The organism is Streptomyces sp. NRRL S-31, assembly GCF_000718775.1.
GTDB lineage: Bacteria > Actinomycetota > Actinomycetes > Streptomycetales > Streptomycetaceae > Streptomyces.
The window spans coordinates 46,368-65,298 of record NZ_JOCB01000036.1; the positions used below are offsets into that span (position 1 = coordinate 46,368).

18 protein-coding genes are annotated in these 18,931 nt (G+C 73.4%); 12 read left to right on the forward strand and 6 right to left on the reverse strand.

Annotation, left to right across the window (positions count from 1 at the left end; genetic code table 11):
- Nucleotides 1-7 precede the first annotated feature (7 nt).
- A complete protein-coding gene (locus IF37_RS0116265; protein WP_030742567.1) occupies nucleotides 8-1,243 on the reverse strand; it encodes a glycosyltransferase family 87 protein in 1,236 nt (411 codons plus the stop codon).
- Between the two features lie 134 nt (nucleotides 1,244-1,377).
- Between IF37_RS0116265 and IF37_RS0116270 the strand changes: the two genes are divergently transcribed.
- Nucleotides 1,378-2,520, forward strand: coding sequence for a glycosyltransferase family 4 protein (locus IF37_RS0116270; RefSeq protein ID WP_030742569.1), 1,143 nt, complete (start codon nucleotides 1,378-1,380; stop codon nucleotides 2,518-2,520).
- A gap of 225 nt (nucleotides 2,521-2,745) precedes the next feature.
- Here IF37_RS0116270 and IF37_RS0116275 read toward each other — a convergent pair whose 3' ends face one another.
- Nucleotides 2,746-4,542 (reverse strand): long-chain fatty acid--CoA ligase, encoded by a 1,797-nt coding sequence (locus IF37_RS0116275; RefSeq protein ID WP_030742571.1) that lies wholly within the window; start codon nucleotides 4,540-4,542, stop codon nucleotides 2,746-2,748.
- Nucleotides 4,543-4,838: 296 nt separating this feature from the next.
- Between IF37_RS0116275 and IF37_RS0116280 the strand changes: the two genes are divergently transcribed.
- The 6 genes from IF37_RS0116280 (at nucleotide 4,839) to IF37_RS0116305 (ending at nucleotide 9,883) form a co-directional block, all read left to right on the forward strand.
- On the forward strand, nucleotides 4,839-5,636 hold the full coding sequence (locus IF37_RS0116280; RefSeq protein ID WP_030742573.1) for a metallophosphoesterase: 798 nt from the start codon (nucleotides 4,839-4,841) through the stop codon (nucleotides 5,634-5,636).
- A gap of 124 nt (nucleotides 5,637-5,760) precedes the next feature.
- Nucleotides 5,761-6,204 (forward strand): SRPBCC family protein, encoded by a 444-nt coding sequence (locus tag IF37_RS0116285; protein ID WP_030742575.1) that lies wholly within the window; start codon nucleotides 5,761-5,763, stop codon nucleotides 6,202-6,204.
- A 44-nt stretch (nucleotides 6,205-6,248) separates the two neighbouring features.
- Nucleotides 6,249-7,421, forward strand: coding sequence for an ArsA family ATPase (locus IF37_RS0116290; RefSeq protein WP_030742577.1), 1,173 nt, complete (start codon nucleotides 6,249-6,251; stop codon nucleotides 7,419-7,421).
- Nucleotides 7,422-7,478: 57 nt separating this feature from the next.
- A complete protein-coding gene (locus IF37_RS0116295; RefSeq protein WP_030742579.1) occupies nucleotides 7,479-7,979 on the forward strand; it encodes a DUF5304 domain-containing protein in 501 nt (166 codons plus the stop codon).
- A gap of 67 nt (nucleotides 7,980-8,046) precedes the next feature.
- Nucleotides 8,047-9,000, forward strand: coding sequence for an ROK family glucokinase (locus IF37_RS0116300; RefSeq protein ID WP_030742581.1), 954 nt, complete (start codon nucleotides 8,047-8,049; stop codon nucleotides 8,998-9,000).
- Nucleotides 9,001-9,136: 136 nt separating this feature from the next.
- A complete protein-coding gene (locus IF37_RS0116305; RefSeq protein ID WP_030742583.1) occupies nucleotides 9,137-9,883 on the forward strand; it encodes an endonuclease/exonuclease/phosphatase family protein in 747 nt (248 codons plus the stop codon).
- Between the two features lie 28 nt (nucleotides 9,884-9,911).
- On the opposite strand, the gene IF37_RS0116310 is transcribed toward IF37_RS0116305, so the two are convergent.
- The gene (locus IF37_RS0116310) at nucleotides 9,912-10,562 is read right to left on the reverse strand and encodes a hypothetical protein (protein WP_030742585.1); all 651 of its coding nucleotides are present in this window, start codon (nucleotides 10,560-10,562) and stop codon (nucleotides 9,912-9,914) included.
- Entirely contained in the window at nucleotides 10,555-11,334 is a 780-nt protein-coding gene (locus IF37_RS0116315) for a carboxylesterase (RefSeq protein ID WP_030742587.1), read from the reverse strand. The genes IF37_RS0116310 and IF37_RS0116315 overlap by 8 nt, the downstream gene beginning before the upstream one ends.
- A gap of 102 nt (nucleotides 11,335-11,436) precedes the next feature.
- Here IF37_RS0116315 and IF37_RS0116320 point away from each other — a divergent pair, with 102 nt between their 5' ends.
- The 4 genes from IF37_RS0116320 to IF37_RS0116340 all read left to right on the forward strand — a co-directional run bounded on the left by IF37_RS0116320 (nucleotide 11,437) and on the right by IF37_RS0116340 (nucleotide 15,353).
- Entirely contained in the window at nucleotides 11,437-12,186 is a 750-nt protein-coding gene (locus IF37_RS0116320) for a 1-acyl-sn-glycerol-3-phosphate acyltransferase (protein WP_030742589.1), read from the forward strand.
- 74 nt (nucleotides 12,187-12,260) lie between these two features.
- Nucleotides 12,261-13,496 (forward strand): MacS family sensor histidine kinase, encoded by a 1,236-nt coding sequence (locus IF37_RS0116330; protein WP_030742592.1) that lies wholly within the window; start codon nucleotides 12,261-12,263, stop codon nucleotides 13,494-13,496.
- The gene (locus IF37_RS0116335; protein ID WP_030742594.1) at nucleotides 13,493-14,170 is read left to right on the forward strand and encodes a response regulator transcription factor; all 678 of its coding nucleotides are present in this window, start codon (nucleotides 13,493-13,495) and stop codon (nucleotides 14,168-14,170) included. Before IF37_RS0116330 ends, IF37_RS0116335 begins: the two co-directional genes overlap by 4 nt.
- A gap of 154 nt (nucleotides 14,171-14,324) precedes the next feature.
- Nucleotides 14,325-15,353: a 6-phosphofructokinase gene (locus IF37_RS0116340; RefSeq protein WP_030742596.1), complete on the forward strand. Its 1,029-nt coding sequence runs from the start codon at nucleotides 14,325-14,327 to the stop codon at nucleotides 15,351-15,353.
- A 48-nt stretch (nucleotides 15,354-15,401) separates the two neighbouring features.
- Here IF37_RS0116340 and IF37_RS0116345 read toward each other — a convergent pair whose 3' ends face one another.
- Nucleotides 15,402-17,258: an anthranilate synthase family protein gene (locus IF37_RS0116345; protein WP_030742598.1), complete on the reverse strand. Its 1,857-nt coding sequence runs from the start codon at nucleotides 17,256-17,258 to the stop codon at nucleotides 15,402-15,404.
- Nucleotides 17,259-17,397: 139 nt separating this feature from the next.
- Nucleotides 17,398-17,454 (reverse strand): trp operon leader peptide, encoded by a 57-nt coding sequence (locus IF37_RS46630; RefSeq protein WP_107440922.1) that lies wholly within the window; start codon nucleotides 17,452-17,454, stop codon nucleotides 17,398-17,400.
- Nucleotides 17,455-17,560: 106 nt separating this feature from the next.
- Between IF37_RS46630 and IF37_RS0116350 the strand changes: the two genes are divergently transcribed.
- Nucleotides 17,561-18,913 (forward strand): class II 3-deoxy-7-phosphoheptulonate synthase, encoded by a 1,353-nt coding sequence (locus IF37_RS0116350; protein ID WP_030742600.1) that lies wholly within the window; start codon nucleotides 17,561-17,563, stop codon nucleotides 18,911-18,913.
- Nucleotides 18,914-18,931 lie beyond the last annotated feature (18 nt).

Consider the following 18,931-nt stretch of genomic DNA (forward strand, 5'->3'; position numbering starts at 1 on the left):
CGGCGCGTCAGGAGGAGACCGGCGTCCCGGTGGTCCGGGCGGGCCGGGGCGGGAAGGGGGCGGTCGCGGACGGCGGGACGGTGGAGCGCCAGAGCCGGCGGGCCGCCGTGACCGTGGCCGCGACCAGCAGGCCGTCGCGCACGCCCAGCAGCGCGACGCCGTACCAGTCGCTCAGCACCACGTGCGAGAAGCCGAGCGGGAACTCCAGGACCGTGACGAAGGACGCGAGCACGACCATCAGCGCGGGCGCGGCCATCCGGCTCGCCCGGTACGAGAGGCAGACGGCGGCCAGGCCGATCAGCCACACCAGGTACTGCGGGCTGATCACCCGGCTGGTCACCGTGAACAGCAGCACCGCCGTCAGCGCCGCCTCGGCCAGGGTGTGCGGGGCCGGACGGGTCGCGCGCAGCCGCCACAGCAGCAGCCAGCCGAACGCGGCCCCGGTCAGCGCCAGCGCGGCCGCGCTGACCACGTCCACGTACGGGCCCAGGAACTCGATCGAGCCGTAGTTCAGCAACACCTCGCCGCGCCAGCCGAAGTGCCGGGCCACGTGGAAGACCAGGGCGCCCAGCGACTCCACCTCGGTGCCCCGGTCGCGCTGGAAGGTCAGGAACGCGAACGCGCCCGGCATGGACACCGCGAACAGCAGCGCGACGCCCGCCGCGGTCACCGCCGCCGACCCCCACGCCCGCCGCCGCACGGCACCGACCAGCAGCAGCGCCGGCCACACCTTCAGCAGCGCCCCGAACGCGGTCAGCGCCCCCATCAGCCGCGGGTGCCGGGCCCCGGCGAGCAGCGCCGCCACGGCCACCGCGGTCACCATCACGTCGTAGCGGGCGTACACCGTCGGGCCGAGCAGCGGCACCCCCGCCACCCACACCCCGGCCCCGCGCGGGGAGCGGCCGGGCAGCCGGCCCGCGCGGAGCAGCAGCGCCAGCACGGCGGCGTCGGCCAGGCACGCCAGTACGTAGAAGGCGTGCGCGTACGACAGGAAGGGCAGGGCGGCGGGGGAGAGCACCGCCAGGGCCGCGGCCGGCGGGTACTGCCAGGTCACGTCGTCCAGCGGAAACGTCCCCTGGCGCAGCACCTCGTACCACCCGCGGTAGATCACCGACACGTCCGAGGTGACGTCCGGGCCCGGGAAGACGTAGACCCGGAACACGAACAGCAGCAGGACCGCGCGTGTGACGGCCCAGGTCCCGAGCAGCCAGGCCAGGGACCGCCCGGCACCCTTCGTCTCCACGTGATCCCCTGCCGTCCGCGTCCCGTGCCGTTCGAATCCGCTGCGAGCGACCATGATGTCCCGCGCCCCTGCGCGGATGCCACAGACCCGGCCGCGCCCGGCCGGGAAGGGTCCGTTCGGTAGGGTCGGCGGCGATGCACAAGACCCTGATCGTCACCAACGACTTCCCGCCCCGCCCGGGCGGCATCCAGGCATTCCTGCACAACATGGCCCTCCGCCTGGACCCCGGCCGGGTGGTCGTCTACGCCTCCACCTGGAAGCGCGGCCGGGAGGGCGCCGAGGCCACCGCCGCCTTCGACGCCGAGCAGCCCTTCACCGTGGTGCGCGACCGCACGACCATGCTGCTGCCCACCCCGCGGGTGACCCGGCGGGCGGCCGGACTGCTCCGCGAGCACGGCTGCACCTCGGTGTGGTTCGGCGCGGCGGCACCGCTCGGCCTGATGGCGCCGGCGCTGCGCGCGGCCGGCGCCGAGCGGCTGGTGGCCACCACCCACGGGCACGAGGCCGGCTGGGCCCAGCTGCCCGCCGCCCGGCGGCTGCTGCGCCGGATCGGCGAGGGCACGGACACGATCACCTACCTCGGCGAGTACACCCGGTCCCGGATCGCCACCGCCCTCACCCCGCGGGCGGCCGCGCGGATGGTGCAGCTGCCGCCGGGGGTCGACGAGAAGACCTTCCACCCGGAGTCCGGCGGTGCCGAGGTCCGGGCCCGGCTCGGCCTGACCGACCGGCCGGTCGTGGTCTGCGTCTCCCGCCTGGTGCCGCGCAAGGGGCAGGACACCCTGATCCGGGCCATGCCCGCCGTCCTGGCCGCCGAGCCGGAGGCGGTCCTGCTGATCGTCGGCGGCGGACCGTACGAGGGGGACCTGCGCCGACTGGCGCACCAGACCGGTGTCGCCGGCTCCGTCCGCTTCACCGGCCCGGTGCCCTGGTCCGAACTGCCCGCCCACTACGGCGCCGGGGACGTCTTCGCGATGCCGTGCCGGACCCGCCGGGGCGGCCTCGACGTCGAGGGCCTCGGCATCGTCTACCTGGAGGCGTCGGCCACCGGTCTGCCGGTGGTCGCGGGCGACTCCGGGGGCGCGCCGGACGCGGTGCTCGACGGGGAGACCGGCTGGGTGGTGCGGGGCGGCTCGGTGGGAGAGACCGCCGAACGGATCGTCGCCCTGCTCGGCGACCCCGGACTGCGCCGCCGGATGGGGGAGCGGGGCCGGCGGTGGGTCGAGGAGAGGTGGCGCTGGGACCTGCTGGCGGAGAAGCTGAGGGATCTCCTCTGATCCTGGCCACGCCCTGGCCGAATGCGGAGAGTCCGCACATGCTGCGGAACACGCCAGCGAAACTGATGCGGCGTCAACTGCCGATAGGACAACCCCGACTCACCGACGGCTCGCTCGTGCCCGGGAACATCGGCATGGACCCGTGCGTCACCATCACGGCCCCCGCCGAACGCACGCCGGCGCGGGTCCTCGCCGAGGACACCGCGCCCCGAGCCCGCCCCGCGATCACTTGGCGTAGATCGCCTCGATCTCGCCGGCGTAGTCCTTCGCCACCATGCCCCGCTTCAGCTTCAGCGACGGGGTCAGATGGCCCGAATCCTCCGTGAACTGGGAGGACAGGATGCGGAACTTCCGCACCGATTCCGCCTTCGACACCGCGGCGTTGCCGTCGTCCACGGCCGCCTGGACCGCCGCCAGCAGATCCGGGTCCTCGCACAGCGACGCCGCGGTGGAACCCGCCGGCTTGCCGTGCTCGACGGCCCATCGCCCCAGGAACTCCTCGTCGAGGGTGATCAGCGCGCCCACGAACGGCCGCCCGTCGCCCACCACCATGCACTCCGCGACCAGCGCGTGCGCCCGGATGCGGTCCTCGATCACGGCCGGGGCCACGTTCTTGCCGCCCGCCGTGACGATGATCTCCTTCTTCCGGCCGGTGATCCGCAGATAGCCGTCCTCGTCGAGGGTGCCGATGTCACCGGTGTGGAACCAGCCGTCGGCCAGCGCCTCCGCCGTCGCGTCCGGGTTGTTCCAGTACTCCTTGAACAGGTGATCGCCGTGCAGCAGCACCTCGCCGTCGTCCGCGATCCGCACCACCGAGCCGGGCAGGGGCTGTCCCACCGTGCCGATCTTCGGCCGGTCCCACGGGTTGAACGCGGTCGCCGCACAGGACTCCGTCAGGCCGTACCCCTCCAGCACCGTGAAGCCGATGCCCCGGAAGAAGTGGCCGAGCCGCTCGCCCAGCGGGGCGCCGCCGGAGATGGCGTACTCGCCCCGGCCGCCGAGCACCGCGCGCAGCTTGCCGTAGACCAGCCGGTCGAAGACCCTGTGCTTGACCTTCAGGCCGAACGACGGGCCCGACGGGGTGTCCAGCGCCTTGCTGTAGGCGATCGCGGTGTCCGCCGACTTGTCGAAGATCCGGCCCTTGCCCTCCGCGCGCGCCTTGGCCCGAGCCGAGTTGTAGACCTTCTCGAAGACCCGCGGCACACCGAGGATCAGCGTCGGCCGGAACGCGGCCAGCTCGTCCGTGAGGTGCTTGATGTCCGGGACGCACCCCAGCCTGATCGGCGCCATCATCGGCGCGATCTGCACCAGCCGCCCGAAGACGTGCGCGAGCGGCAGGAAGAGCAGTACCGAGCACTCACCGGTGCGGAACAGCGGACGCAGCCGCTCCACGATGTTGCCGCACTCGGCGAAGAAGCTGCGGTGGGTGAGCACACAGCCCTTGGGGCGCCCGGTCGTACCGCTCGTGTACACGATGGTCGCCGGATCGTCGGCCTTGGCGAGCGAGCCGCGCTCCTCCACCGCCTCGTCCGACACGTCCTGCCCGAGCCGGCCCAGCTCCGCCACGCCACCGGCCTCGATCTGCCAGACGTGCTTCAGCGCGGGCAGCGACTCGCGCACCGACTCCACCGCCGCCGCGTGCGCGTCCAGCTCCACCACGCAGGCCGTCGCGCCCGAGTCGGACAGGATCCACCGCACCTGCTCCGGCGAGCTGGTCTCGTACACCGGCACGGTGACCGCGCCCGCGCTCCAGATCGCGAAGTCCAGCAGCGTCCACTCGTACCGCGTCCGGGACATCAGCCCCACCCGGTCGCCCGGCTGCACCCCGGAGGCGATCAGACCCTTGGCGGCGGTGCGGACCTCGGCCAGGAACTCCCGGGCGGTCACGTCCTGCCAGACGCCCTGCGACTTGCGGGCGATGACGGCGACGTCGGGGTGCTGCGCGGCGTTTCTGCGGACGATATCGGTCAGATTGCCGTCCGCGGGGACCTCGTACAAAGCCGGAAGGCTGAACTCGCGCAAGACTGCTGCTCCTCATAGGGCGCCGGCGCCACGACGTTGTGCGATGCGACGGTGCGGTCCAAGGCTCGGGCAGTGCTCGGGTACTTCGGTGGCTGAAAACCAGAGCACGACTGGACTGCCCGGACGTTACCCGCCGGTATGGCGTCTAGGACAGGGGGTCGTGCCGAGATGTTCGCTGCGTCACACACGGGGGCGTTCCTTCGCGCACAGTAGTCCACGAGTGAACCGACCGGCGAGTAACCGCAGGCGGGACCGGCACTGTTCACCCACACCCCACAGGCTTACTCTTGATCACCATGGCATCCCCACGCACCGGCGACCGGCGGACCCGGATCCATGTGGTCAGCGACGTCCACGGCAACGCCCGTGACCTGGCCCGGGCCGGCGACGGTGCCGACGCCCTGATCTGCCTGGGCGACCTCGTCCTCTTCCTCGACTACGCCGACCACTCGCGCGGCATCTTCCCCGACCTCTTCGGCGAGGAGAACGCCGACCGCATCGTCGCGCTGCGCACCGCCCGCCGGTTCGCCGAGGCCCGTGAGTTCGGCGCCCGGCTGTGGGCCGGGATCGGCACCGACCGGGCCACGGCCATCGAGAAGGCGGTGCGCAGGCAGTACGCCGAGCTGTTCGCCGCGTTCCCCACCCCGACGTACGCCACCTACGGCAACGTCGACATGCCGCAGTTGTGGGCGGAGTACGCCGGACCCGGCACCACCGTCCTCGACGGCCAGCGGGTGGAGATCGGCGGCCGCACCTTCGGCTTCGTCGGCGGCGGCCTGCGCACCCCGATGCGCACCCCGTACGAGATCGGCGACGAGGAGTACGCGGCGAAGATCGAGGCCGTCGGCGAGGTCGACGTGCTGTGCACCCACATTCCCCCGGAGGTCCCCGAACTCGTCTACGACACCGTGGCCCGCCGCTTCGAGCGGGGCAGCCGGGCCCTGCTGGACGCCATCCGCCGCACGCGGCCCCGGTACGCGCTCTTCGGGCATGTGCACCAGCCCCTGGCGCGCCGGATGCGGATCGGCGCCACCGAGTGCGTGAACGTGGGGCACTTCGCCGGCACCGGCACCCCCTGGGTGCTCGAATGGTGAGGCCCGGCGGACGGGGTGAGGGGCGCGGGCCGGCGGCGCGGTAGCCTTCACGCTGCACAGACGTGCGCAGCCCGGCGCACACAGACCTCTCCCCACACGGCCCGCATCCGGAGGAGCCACGGCGATGGCGGAACACACCAGTTCGAGCATCACGATCGAGGCCGCTCCGGCCGACGTCATGGCGGTGATCGCGGACTTCGAGCGTTACCCGGACTGGACCGGAGAGGTGAAGGAGGCGACGGTCCTCGCCGCCGACGGACAGGGCCGCGCCGAGCAGGTCCGCCTCGTCATGGACGCCGGCGCCATCAAGGACGACCAGACCCTCGCCTACACCTGGACCGGCGACCACGAGGTCTCCTGGACCCTGGTCAAGTCCCAGATGCTCCGCTCCCTGGACGGCACCTACCTGCTGGCGCCGGCCGGCCCGGACGCCACCGAGGTCACCTACCGGCTCACCGTCGACGTCAAGATCCCCATGCTCGGCATGATCAAGCGCAAGGCGGAGAAGGTCATCATCGACCGGGCGCTGGCGGGCCTGAAGAAGCGGGTGGAGTCGGGCGACGAGTAGTCGCCCCGGTCCCCGCCCCGCGCACGGCGGTACCGTTCACCGTCATGCGCACCATCCTGATCACGGGCCCGGGCGGCAGCGGGCGCACCACGATCGCCGCCGCGACCGCCCTGCGCGCCGCCGGCGAGGGCGTCCGTACGCTCCTGCTCAGCGCCGACCGCACCGACACCCCCGGCACGGCCCTGGGCACCCCGACCGGACCGGCCCCGGTCCAGGCCGCGCCGCACCTCACCGTCTGGCGTCCGGACGCCACGGAACGCTTCCGGCAGGACCTCGCCGCCTTCCAGACCCGCGCCGTGAACGTCCTCGACCTGCTGGGCGCCGCCCGACTGGACGCCGAGGAGGTCACCCCGCTGCCCGGCGCCGAGGAGCTGTCCTTCCTGCGCGCGCTGCGCGACGGAGCGCTCAGCGAACGGTACGACCTGCTGGTGGCCGACCTCCCGCCCCTGGCCCCGGCGCTCGCCCTGCTCGGCCTGCCCGAGGAACTGCGCCGCTACCTGCGCCGCCTCCTCCCGCCCGAGCGGCAGGCCGCCCGCGCCCTGCGCCCGGTCCTCGGCCGGCTGGCCGGCGTGCCCATGCCCGCCGACTGGCTGTACGAGACCGCGGCCCGCTGGGACGTCGAACTGGCCGCCGTCGAGGCCGTCCTCACCGACCGGGACACCGCCGTACGCCTGGTCGCCGAGCCCGGCCCGGCCGGTGCCGACGCGGTCCGCACCGCCGGCCTCGGCCTCGCCCTGCGCGGGCTGCGCACCGAGGCCCTGATCGCCAACCGGACCCTGCCCGAGGCCGCCCCCGACGGCTGGCTCGCGGGGCTCCTCGCCCAGCAGCGCAAGACGCTCGCCGACTGGAGCGACCCCTACGACGTCCACCCCGTCCCGCACCTCGGCCGCGACCCGCACGGCCCCGACGACCTCGCCGCGCTCGCCGTGCCGGCCGTCAACCCCGCTCCCGCCACGGCCGGGTGGCCGGTCACCGACCGGACCGCCGAGGACGGCGTGCTGGTCTGGCACCTCCCGCTGCCCGGCGCGATACGGGAGGAGCTGGACCTCGTCCGGCGCGGCGACGAACTCCTGATCACCGTGGGTCCGTTCCGCCGGATCGTCCCGCTGCCCTCCGCCCTGCGCCGCTGCACCGTCGCCGGCGCCGGACTGCGGGACGGGGAACTGCGCATCCGCTTCGCCCCGGATCCGTCACTGTGGCCGGGTGGCGGACGGTGAACCGGGCACGTCCGTTCGGGTAACGTCGTAAGGGCGAACCGCAGTCAGGAGTCCGCCATGAGCGAAGAGCGTTCCGCACCCGAACCGCCGCAGGAGCGGGCGACCGACGCCGACGCCTGGGCCACGGCCTGTGCCGAGGACCTCGCCGCCGAGAAGACCCGCCGCCGCACCGAGCACGGCCCGCCGCCGGGCTCGGCCGCCGAGGAGCTGAGGAAGCTCGTGGACGCGGTGGCCGACAGGCTGTCCGGTCTGCCGTCGCCGCTCCTCGGCGGCCTCGCCGGGCCGGCCGCCCAGCAGGCGGTGCGGCAGGTCGTCCAGCAGGCGAAGGCCGCCGTGGAACCCGTCATGGAGCGCAACCCGGACGTCTTCGACCACCTGGCCGCCGCCGGCGGCGAGCTGCTCGCCGCCTACCGCTCGGCCGTCCAGTCCCAGGAGCGGCGCTGGACCGCCCGCGGCGCCGACCCGGCGGCCGGCGGCGGCCCGGCGGCCGGCGACGGTCCGGACCGGCGCGACCCCGGCGAGGGCACCGGGCCCGGGGAGCGGATCGACCTGGACTGAAGCCCTCCCACGGTGGGGCCTCGGGTACGGTTGGCCGTAGCGGGGCACGACCGGAACTGAGGGATTCATGGGACTCACCATCGGCGTCGACATCGGCGGCACGAAGATCGCGGCCGGCGTGGTCGACGAGGAAGGCAACATCCTCTCGACCTTCAAGGTGCCGACCCCTTCCACGGCCGAGGCCATCGTGGACGCCATCGCCTCGGCCGTGGAGGGCGCGCGCGCCGGGCACGAGATCGTCGGCGTGGGCATCGGTGCGGCCGGTTACGTCAACCGGCAGCGCTCCACGGTGTACTTCGCGCCCAACATCGACTGGCGCAACGAGCCGCTCAAGGAGAAGGTCGAGGCCCGCACGGGCCTGCCGGTCGTGGTCGAGAACGACGCCAACGCAGCCGCCTGGGGCGAGTACAAGTTCGGTGCCGGCAAGGGCCACCGCAACGTCATCTGCATCACGCTCGGCACCGGCCTCGGCGGCGGCATCATCATCGGCAACAAGCTGCGCCGCGGCCACTTCGGCGTCGCCGCCGAGTTCGGCCACATCCGGATGGTCCCGGACGGCCTGCTCTGCGGCTGCGGTTCGCAGGGCTGCTGGGAGCAGTACGCCTCCGGTCGCGCCCTGGTCCGGTACGCCAAGCAGCGTGCCAACGCCACCCCCGAGAACGCGGAGGTGCTCCTCTCGATGGGCGACGGCACCCCGGACGGCATCGAGGGCAAGCACATCTCGATGGCCGCCCGCCAGGGCGACCCGGTGGCCGTCGACTCCTACCGCGAGCTGGCCCGCTGGGCCGGTGCCGGCCTCGCCGACCTGGCCTCCCTCTTCGACCCGTCCGCCTTCATCGTCGGCGGCGGCCTCTCCGACGAGGGCGAGCTGGTGCTCGACCCGATCCGCAAGTCGTACAAGCGCTGGCTGGTGGGCGGCAACTGGCGCCCGGTGGCCGACGTGATCGCGGCCCAGCTCGGCAACAAGGCGGGCATGGTGGGCGCGGCGGACCTGGCGCGGGAGCCCGACCCGATCATGTAACCCCCGCCTCCCCGTCTCCCCGGCGTCCGGCCACCGCGCCGGCCGGCCGGGAAGGCGGCGGGGCCGGGTGCCCGTGCGGCACGCGTCGCACGGGCACCCACCGCACGCCCCGGGCCGGGGGCGTACATTGATCCACATGGAGCTGCTCCCCAACTCCCGCACCGAGCCCGACGGTTCCGCGGTCATCAGGGTCCTGAGCTACAACATCCGCTCGATGCGGGACGACACGGCCGCCCTCGCCAGGGTGATCGCCGCCTGCGCCCCGGACCTGGTCCTGGTCCAGGAGGCCCCCCGCTTCTTCCGCTGGCGCAAGAAGCTCGCCCGGCTGGCGGCCGCCTCCGGCCAGGTCGTCCTCACCGGCGGAGCCACGGCGGCCGGCCCCGCGATCCTCTGCTCCCTGCGCGCCACCGTCGAGCGCACGGAGGACGTCCTCCTGCCGCTCACCCCCGGTCTGCACCGCCGCGGCTTCGCCACCGCGGTGGTCCGGTTCGGCGGCGCCCGCCTGGGCGTCCTCAGCTGTCACCTCTCGCTCCGGCAGGACGAGCGCCGTGCCCAGGGCGCCCTGCTCCTCGACCGCCTCGCCGGACTCGGCGTCGAGCACGCCGTCGCCGGCGGAGACCTCAACGAACGCCCCGACGGCCCGGCCTTCCGCCGCCTCGCCGACAGCCTCCAGGACTGCCGTGCCACCGCGCCCTGGGGCGGCGAGTTCACCTCCACCCCCGCAGACCCCCGCCGGCGCATCGACGCGGTCTTCGCGACCCGGGGCGTCGAGGTACTGGGCTGCGGTGTCCCGCTGGACCAGCCCGGCGTGCGCGAGACGGACCTGAGGGCGGCCACGGACCACCTGCCGGTGCTGGCCGCCCTGAGGGTCCCGGCGTCCTAGGGGGTTTCGTCCCGGTCGGGGACCGGTGTCAGACCACGGCGCCGCGCCCCGGGTCGTCGTCCCCTTCCTCGTCCGTGCGCATCCGCGCCACCAGCGTCGCGAAGCCGCCGAGGAAGCCGCCGATGCCGGCGGTCGCCAGCCACCAGGTCATCTCCCAGCCGAGCAGCACCGCCAGCAGCAGCAGGACGGGGCCGCCGACCACGCCGAGCCAGGCGAACCTGGCGGTCGTGTCCGCGGTGGGCAGCGGCGGCGGCTCCGGCGGCACGAAGTGGCCCTCGTCGTCCTCGCCCAGGTCGTCGTCGGAGGGCTCGGACAGCTTGTAGTCGCGCGGGCCCACACCGGGCGCGAAGGAGACCGAGCCGCCCAGCGGGCGGGCGGGCCGCCGGCCCGCGGGGTCGTCCGGGTCGCGCTCGGTCTCCGGTTCCTTCACCGCTTCCCGCACCGGTTCCCCCGCCGGGTCCGTGGCCTCGTCCGGCTCCGGCAGCGCGAGATCCTCCACCGACCTGAACGGCCGGGTGCCCGGCGGATCCGGCGGCTCCTGGCCGTACCCGGCGACGATGGCCCGCCAGGCGGCGTCCTCGTCGAACGGCACCTCCTGCTTGTCCGGCTCCGGGCCCTCGCGGCCCTCACGGCGCTCTCGGTCCTCACGACCCTCACGGTCGGAGTCGTGCTCAGCCAACTGCGGCCGTCCCTTCCTTGCCGACACTGGGTGCGAGCCGGCCGATGAAGGCGAGGCTCTCCTCGAAGATCCGGTCCGCGTCCACGTCCAACGTCGCCACGTGGTAGCTGTGTTCCAGCACCAGCTCCGTGACGTCCGTGGACGACACCCGGCTCAGCACGCGCGCCGAGTCGGCCGCCGGGACGACGTGGTCCCGGGCGCTGCGCAGCAGCAGCAACGGCTGGGTGACCTGGGGCAGCTCGCCGTCCAGCCGGCGCAGGAACAGCCGCAGCGAGTGCGCCGCGTGCAACGGCACCCGGTCGTAGCCCAGCTCCGCCGCGCCCTCCTTGGCGATGTCGCTGGCGATGCCCTTCGTCGTCCGCACCAGGTGCCGGGCGACCGGCAGGGCGTACGCCGACAGTCCGTGCACCTTGTTCGCCGGGTTGACGACGATCGCGCCGGCCACCCGGTCGCCGTGCCGGGCGGCCAGCCGGAGGGCCAGCGCCCCGCCCATCGACAGGCCCGCGACGAACACCCGGGAGCAGCGCGCGGCCAGCACGCGCAGCTCGCGGTCCACCTCCGCGTACCAGTCCTGCCAGGTCGTGAGCTGCATGTCCGCCCAGCGGGTGCCATGGCCGGGCAGCAGCGGCAGGGAGACGGTCAGGCCGTGGGCCGCGTGGTGCTCCGCCCAGGGGCGCAGCGACTGGGGCGAGCCGGTGAAGCCGTGGCAGAGGAGCACCCCCACCTCACCGCCCTCGTGGCGGTACGGCTCGGCTCCGGGGAGAACTGGCATGTGGTTCACCGTACGCGACCGCACTGACACCGACCAGGGTCGTCGGGCCCATTGACGGTCCTCCGGGTTAAGGTCTTCGCGACGACAACAGGAGGCACGCGGGTGTTGTACGGCACGATGAAGGTCGCGATCGGGGGGCCGCTGAAGGTCGCCTTCCGGCCTTGGGTGGAGGGCCTGGAGAACATCCCGGCCACGGGCGCCGCCATCCTGGCCAGTAACCACCTCTCCTTCTCGGACTCGTTCTTCCTGCCGGCCGTGCTGGACCGCAAGGTCACCTTCATCGCCAAGGCCGAGTACTTCACCACCCCGGGTGTGAAGGGCCGCCTCACCGCGGCCTTCTTCAAGGGCGTCGGCCAGCTCCCGGTGGACCGCTCCGGGGCGCGCGGCGCCGGTGAGGCGGCGATCAAGAGCGGGATAGAGGTGCTGGAGCGCGGCGAGCTGTTCGGCATCTACCCCGAGGGCACCCGCTCGCCCGACGGGCGGCTGTACCGGGGCAAGCCCGGCGGCCTGGCCCGGGTGGCGCTCGCCACCGGCGCGCCGGTCATCCCGGTCGCCATGATCGACACGGAGAAGATCCAGCCGCCCGGCAAGGTGGTGCCGAAGCTGATGCGGCCCGGCATCCGCATCGGCAAGCCCATGGACTTCAGCCGTTACCAGGGCATGGAGCACGACCGGTTCGTGCTGCGCGCCCTGACCGACGAGGTGATGTACGAGATCATGAAACTCTCCGGGCAGGAGTACGTCGACATCTACGCCACCGCCGCCAAGCGGCAGCTGACGGAGGCGGCCAAGGCGGCGAAGGCGGCGAGGGACGCGGAGAAGGCGGCCGGGAAGAAGCAGGCCGAGTCCTAGACGGCGGGACCGGGGGACGGGAGCCGGGGGCCGGAGGATTCGAGGGTATCGGGGGAATCGGGGGACCGGGGGACATGCCCAAGCGCGAGCGCGTCATGCGGATGTCGGTCGAGCTGCCGCTGTGGCGCGCGCTCGCCGGCTACCGCGTCCTGACCATGCTGTACGCGATCGGCCTGTGCGCCACCGCGTACGACCAGTTCGTCCGGCCCTGGGTCGCCGTCGGCTACTACGCCGTCCTGGTCGTGTGGACCCTCGCGACCCTGCCCAAGGTCGCCAGCGCGGCCGCCTGCACCAGGCGCTTCCTCATCGCCGACCTGGCCGTCGCCCTCGCCGGCATCCTGCTCACCCCGCTCGCCGACAGCCACGAGCGGATCGCGGGCGGCGGCCCCACCCTGCCGTCGATATGGACCGCCGGCGCGGTGCTGGCCTTCGCCGTCAAGGGCGGCTGGCGCTGGGCGGCCGTCGCCTCCACGGCCGTGGCCGCCGTCAACCTGGTCGAGCGCGGCCACCCCGCCCGGGACACCGTGCACAACGTGATCCTCGTCTGGGTGGCCTCCATCGCCATCGGCTACGTCGTCGAGGTGGCCCGCGCCTCCGAGCGCACCCTCGCCCGCGCGCTGGAGATCGAGGCCGCGACCCGGGAGCGGGAGCGGCTGGCCCGGGACATCCACGACAGCGTGCTCCAGGTGCTGGCGATGGTGAAGCGCCGGGGCGCGGCGCTCGGCGGGGAGGCGGCCGAGCTGGGCCGGCTGGCCGGGGAGCAGGAGGTGGCCCTGCGCACGCTGGTGTCGGGCGGCCTGGTGCCGGTGTCCCGGGTCTCGGAGGACCTGGCGGACGGCGCCGTCGTCCGTGTGGTCGAGGAGCCGTACGAGGACGGGCCGGACGGTGAGGTGGACCTGCGCGCGCTGCTCGCCCCCTACGCGTGCGCCCGGTTCAGCCTCGCCGAGCCCGGCGCCCCGGTGCTGCTGCCGCCGCCCGCCGCCCGCGAGGTGGCCGCCGCCGTCGGGGCCGCCCTGGACAACGTACGGGCGCACGCCGGGGCAGGGGCCCGGGCGTGGATCCTGGTGGAGGACGAGCCGGACGAGATCGTCGTCACCGTCCGGGACGACGGCCCCGGCATCCCCGAGGGCCGGCTGGCGCAGGCCGAGGGCGAGGGCCGGCTGGGGGTGGCCCTGTCGATCCGGGGCCGGCTGCGCGACCTCGGCGGCAGCGCCGGGATCCTCTCCGTCCCCGGGCAGGGCACGGAGGTCGAACTGAAGGTACCGAAGGGCGCCGTACGGGCGCGGGGGAAGAGGACGGAGCGGCGATGACGGAGCAGCGGGACCCGATCAGGGTCATGGTGGTGGACGACCATCCCATGTGGCGGGACGCGGTCGCCCGCGACCTGTCCGAGGCCGGCTTCGAGGTGGTCGCCACCGCCGGCGACGGCGAGCAGGCGGTCCGCCGCGCCAAGGCCGCCGCGCCCGACGTCCTGGTGCTGGACCTCAACCTGCCCGCGAAGCCCGGCGTCCAGGTGTGCAAGGAACTCGTGGGCCACAACCCGGCGTTGCGTGTCCTGGTCCTCTCCGCGAGCGGTGAGCACGCGGACGTGCTGGAGGCCGTGAAGTCCGGCGCGACCGGTTATCTGCTGAAGTCCGCCTCCACCGGGGAACTGCTGGACGCGGTGCGCCGCACCGCCGTGGGCGACCCGGTGTTCACGCCGGGCCTGGCCGGGCTGGTCCTCGGCGAGTACCGGCGGCTGGCCGCCGAGCCCGCGCCCGCCCCGGACGCCGGCGAGCCGGGCGCGCCCCGGCTGACGGACCGGGAGACGGAGGTGCTGCGGCTGGTGGCGAAGGGCCTGAGCTACAAGCAGATCGCCGAGCGCCTCGTCATCTCCCACCGCACGGTCCAGAACCACGTGCAGAACACCCTCGGCAAGCTCCAGTTGCACAACAGGGTGGAACTGGTCCGGTACGCCATAGAGCGCGGCCTCGACGACGAGTAGGACGAGCAGGACGAGCAGGACGAGCGGGACGAGCAGGACGAGGAGAAAGCGCCCGCGACGCGCGCCCGAATCACCCGTATCGCCCCTCCCGGTGTGACCTGAGTCACCGTTAGCGTGACTGGCCGTCAGGCATTCGCGGCGAAGGGACATTTCCATGCGGGTCGGAGTACTGACCGGAGGCGGCGACTGCCCCGGGCTCAACGCCGTCATCCGGGGCGTCGTCCGCAAGGGCGTGCAGGAGTACGGCTATGACTTCGTCGGCTTCCGGGACGGCTGGCGCGGTCCCCTGGAGAACGACACCGTCCGTCTCGACATCGCCGCCGTGCGCGGCATCCTGCCGCGCGGGGGCACCATCCTCGGCTCGTCGCGCACCAACCCCCTGAAGGTGACGGACGGCATCCGCCGGATCAAGGACAACCTGGCCAAACAGGAGATCCAGGCCCTCGTCGCGATCGGCGGCGAGGACACCCTCGGGGTCGCGGCACAGCTGTCCGGCGAGTACGGGATGCCCTGCGTCGGCGTACCGAAGACCATCGACAACGACCTGTCCGCCACCGACTACACCTTCGGTTTCGACACCGCCGTCAACATCGCCACCGAGGCCATCGACCGGCTGCACACCACCGCCGAGTCCCACATGCGGGTGCTGGTGGTGGAGGTGATGGGCCGGCACGCCGGCTGGATCGCCCTGCACTCGGGCCTGGCCGGCGGCGCCAACGTCATCCTCATCCCCGAGCAGCGCTTCGACCTGGAGCGGGTCTGCGAGTGGGTGGACGCCCGGTTCCGGGCCTCGTACGCGCCGATCGTGGTGGTCGCCGAGGGCGCCATGCCCAGGGACGGCGAGATGGTGCTCAAGGACCAGTCGCTGGACTCCTTCGGGCACGTCAGGCTGTCCGGGGTGGGCGAGTGGCTGGCCAAGGAGATCGAGCGGCGCACCGGCAAGGAGGCCCGGACCACGGTCCTCGGGCACGTCCAGCGCGGCGGCACCCCCAGCGCCTTCGACCGCTGGCTCGCCACCCGCTTCGGCCTGCACGCCATCGACTGCGTGCACGACGGCGACTTCGGCACGATGGTCGCGCTGCGCGGCACCGACATCGTCCGCGTCCCCCTCGCCGAGGCGACGGCCCGGCTGAAGACCGTCGCCCCGGAGCTGTACCAGGAGGCCGGGGTCTTCTTCGGCTGACGGCGGGCCGGACCGGCTACACGTTCGGCTGACGGCGGGCCGGACCGGCTACACGGTCGTGCGGCGCAGCTGGCCGACCAGCTCCCGCACGATCGCCGCCCCGTTCAGCGTCAGCACCGACTCCGGGTGGAACTGCACGCCGGCGAAGCCGGGCCCGCGCAGGGCGTGCACCTCGCCGCTCGCCGCCCGGCTCACCGCCACCCCGTGCGCGGCCAGCTCCCGGGCCGCCTCCTCGTCGCACGCCGCGACGAAGCTGTTGTAGAAGCCGACCGTCTCCGGCCACCCGAACAGGTCGATCACCGTCTGCGCCCCCTGGTACGGCACCTCCTTGCGGACCAGCTCCAGGCCCAGTTCGGCGGCGATCAGCTCATGGCCCAGGCAGACGCCCAGCAGCCCGTGCCGGTGCTCCCGGACCACGGTGGCCGCCAGCTCCCGCAGGAACCGCATCTTCGGATCGGCCGTGTCACCGGGGTCACCCGGACCGGGCCCGAGGACGACCGGCCCCTCGTGCGCGAGCACCGCCGCCCGCAGCCCGGGCTCGTCGTACCGGCGGACCGTCACGTCGAGCCCGGTGGAGGTGAGGACGTGCGCGAGCATCGCGGTGAAGGTGTCCTCGCCGTCGACGACGAGGGCGTGGCCCGTGAGGGAGTCGGACCGCTCCTGCATCCGCAGCCAGAACGGCGCGAGCCCGGCCCGCCGCCCGTCCAGCGCGGCCCGCACCCGCGGGTCGTCGGCCAGCCGGGGCCGCTCCCGCTCCGCACGCGGCCGGGACGGCCGTACCCCGAGCGCGGCCAGCACGCCCGCCGCCTTCGCGTGGGTCTCCGCGACCTCGCCGGCCGGGTCGGAGCCGCGCACCAGCGTCGCCCCGACGGACACGCGCAGCCGGCCGTCCGCGGCGATGTCGGCTGTGCGGATCAGGATGGGGGAGTCGAGGGTCTGCGCGCCCCCGGAGTCCCGCCCGAGCAGGGCGAGCGCACCGGCGTAGTACCCGCGCCCCGTGGCCTCGTACCGCTCGATCACCCGGCACGCGTTCTGCACCGGCGACCCGGTCACCGTGGCCGCGAACATGGTCTCCCGCAGCACCTCCCGCACGTCCAGGGAGGACTTCCCGCGCAGCTCGTACTCGGTGTGCGCGAGGTGCGCCATCTCCTTCAGCCGCGGACCGACGACGACCCCGCCCCGGTCGCCGACCGTGCACATCATCTTCAGCTCCTCGTCGACGACCATCGACAGCTCCTCGATCTCCTTGCCGTCTGCGAGGAAGGAGAGCAGGTGCTCCGGGGTCGGGCCCCCGGCGGGATAGCGGTACGTCCCGCTGATCGGGTTCATCACGACCGTGCCGCCGGACATCCGCACGTGCGCCTCGGGGCTGGCGCCCACCAGCGTCCGCTCCCCGGTGTGCACCACGAACGTCCAGTACGCGCCGCGCTCGCCCGCGAGCAGCCGGCGGAACAGCGCGAGGGCGTCGGCGCGGCCGAACCCGGGGATCACGCCCCCGTAGGTGCGCCGGATCACGAAGTTCGCGCCCTCGCCGCGGCCGATCTCCTCCTCCAGCACCCGCCCGACCATCCGCGCGTACTCCTCGTCGCCGATGTCGAAGCCGCCCCCCTCGACCCGCACGTCGTGCGCCGGGAGCCGTTCCAGCGCCTCGTCCAGCCCGATCTCGTACGACTCCTCGGGGGTCAGCACCAGCAGCGGGGTGCCGTCGTCGCGGACGTCGAAGCCGCGCTCGCGGATCTGCCGGAACGGGACGAGGGCGAGTCCCCGGTCGGGCAGCTCGGCCAGCGTGTCCCGGCTGGTCACCGGGCCGAGCAGCAGCTCCACCGGATGCTCGGCGCGGCCCGGGACGCGGCGGCGGAGCAGGGCGAAGGGGCGGTCGTCGTGCACGAGCTGTGCCAGGTCCATGGTTCCTCTTCCGTCGATGACGTGGATGACGCGGGTGGCGTCGATGACGTCAGTGCCGGCGATGCCGGTGAGGAACGGACCCCGGAAACACCGAAGGCCGCCCCCCGGGCGGCCTTCGCGAAGTCTGTCGTACGCGCGATCAGCGGGCCGCCGGAGAAGCGGTCCACCACCAGTTCTGGATCGAAAGCGCGAACATGCCCGGAACCCTACCGCACGCACCGGCCGTCGATCGGGCGATCACCGCGTCTCACCTTTCGGGCGGAAGGAAAGAACATCGGACACGACCCCGTAATGTTTACGAGGTGACCGTGAACGCTAAGACCAGCCCGAGCGCTGGCAACACCTGGCGAGACCTGCCCGCGGCGCAGCAGCCCGAGTACCCCGACCCCGAGGCTCTGCGCGCAGTGATCGCGGACCTCGAGTCGTATCCGCCGCTCGTCTTCGCGGGCGAGTGCGACCAGCTGCGCGCCCGGATGGCGGCCGTCGCCAAGGGAGAGGCGTTCCTCCTCCAGGGCGGCGACTGCGCCGAGGCCTTCGACGCCGTGTCCGCCGACCACATCCGCAACAAGCTGAAGACGCTGCTCCAGATGGGTGCCGTCCTGACCTACGCGGCCTCCGTGCCCGTGGTCAAGGTCGGCCGGATCGCGGGGCAGTACTCCAAGCCGCGCTCCAAGCCGTCCGAGACCCGCGACGGCCTGACGCTCCCGGTGTACCGGGGCGACTCCGTCAACGGCTTCGACTTCACCGAGGCCAGCCGCATCCCGGACCCGGAGCGGCTCAAGCGCATGTACCACGCGTCGGCCTCCACGCTGAACCTGGTGCGCGCCTTCACCACCGGCGGCTACGCCGACCTGCGCCAGGTGCACGCCTGGAACCAGGACTTCGTGAAGACCTCGCCGTCGGGCCAGCGCTACGAGCAGCTCGCGCGCGAGATCGACAACGCGCTGAACTTCATGCGGGCCTGCGGCGCCGAGCCGGAGGAGTTCAAGACCGTCGAGTTCTTCTCCTCGCACGAGGCGCTGCTGCTGGACTACGAGTCCGCCCTGACCCGGGTCGACTCGCGCACCGGCAAGCTGTACGACGTCTCCGCGCACATGGTGTGGATCGGTGAGCGCACCCGGCAGCTGGACCACGCGCACATCGAGTTCGCCTCGCGCATCCGCAACCCGATCGGCATCAAGCTCGGCCCGACCACCACGGCCGAGGAGGCGCTCCGGTACGTCGACCGCCTCGACCCCGAGCGGGAGCCGGGCCGGCTGACCTTCATCGTCCGCATGGGCGCCGGCAAGGTCCGTGACAAGCTCCCCGAGCTGGTCGAGAAGGTCACGGCGTCCGGGGCGACGGTGGCCTGGGTGACCGACCCGATGCACGGCAACACCTTCGAGGCGGCCTCCGGGCACAAGACCCGCCGCTTCGACGACGTGCTCGACGAGGTCAAGGGCTTCTTCGAGGTCCACAAGGCGCTCGGCACCCACCCGGGCGGCATCCACGTGGAGCTGACCGGCGACGACGTCACCGAGTGCGTGGGCGGCGGCGACGAGATCTTCGTGGACGACCTGCACCAGCGCTACGAGACGGCCTGCGACCCGCGGCTGAACCGCAGCCAGTCGCTGGACCTGGCCTTCCTGGTCGCCGAGATGTACCGGGACCAGTGAGCGGCGAGTGAGCACCGG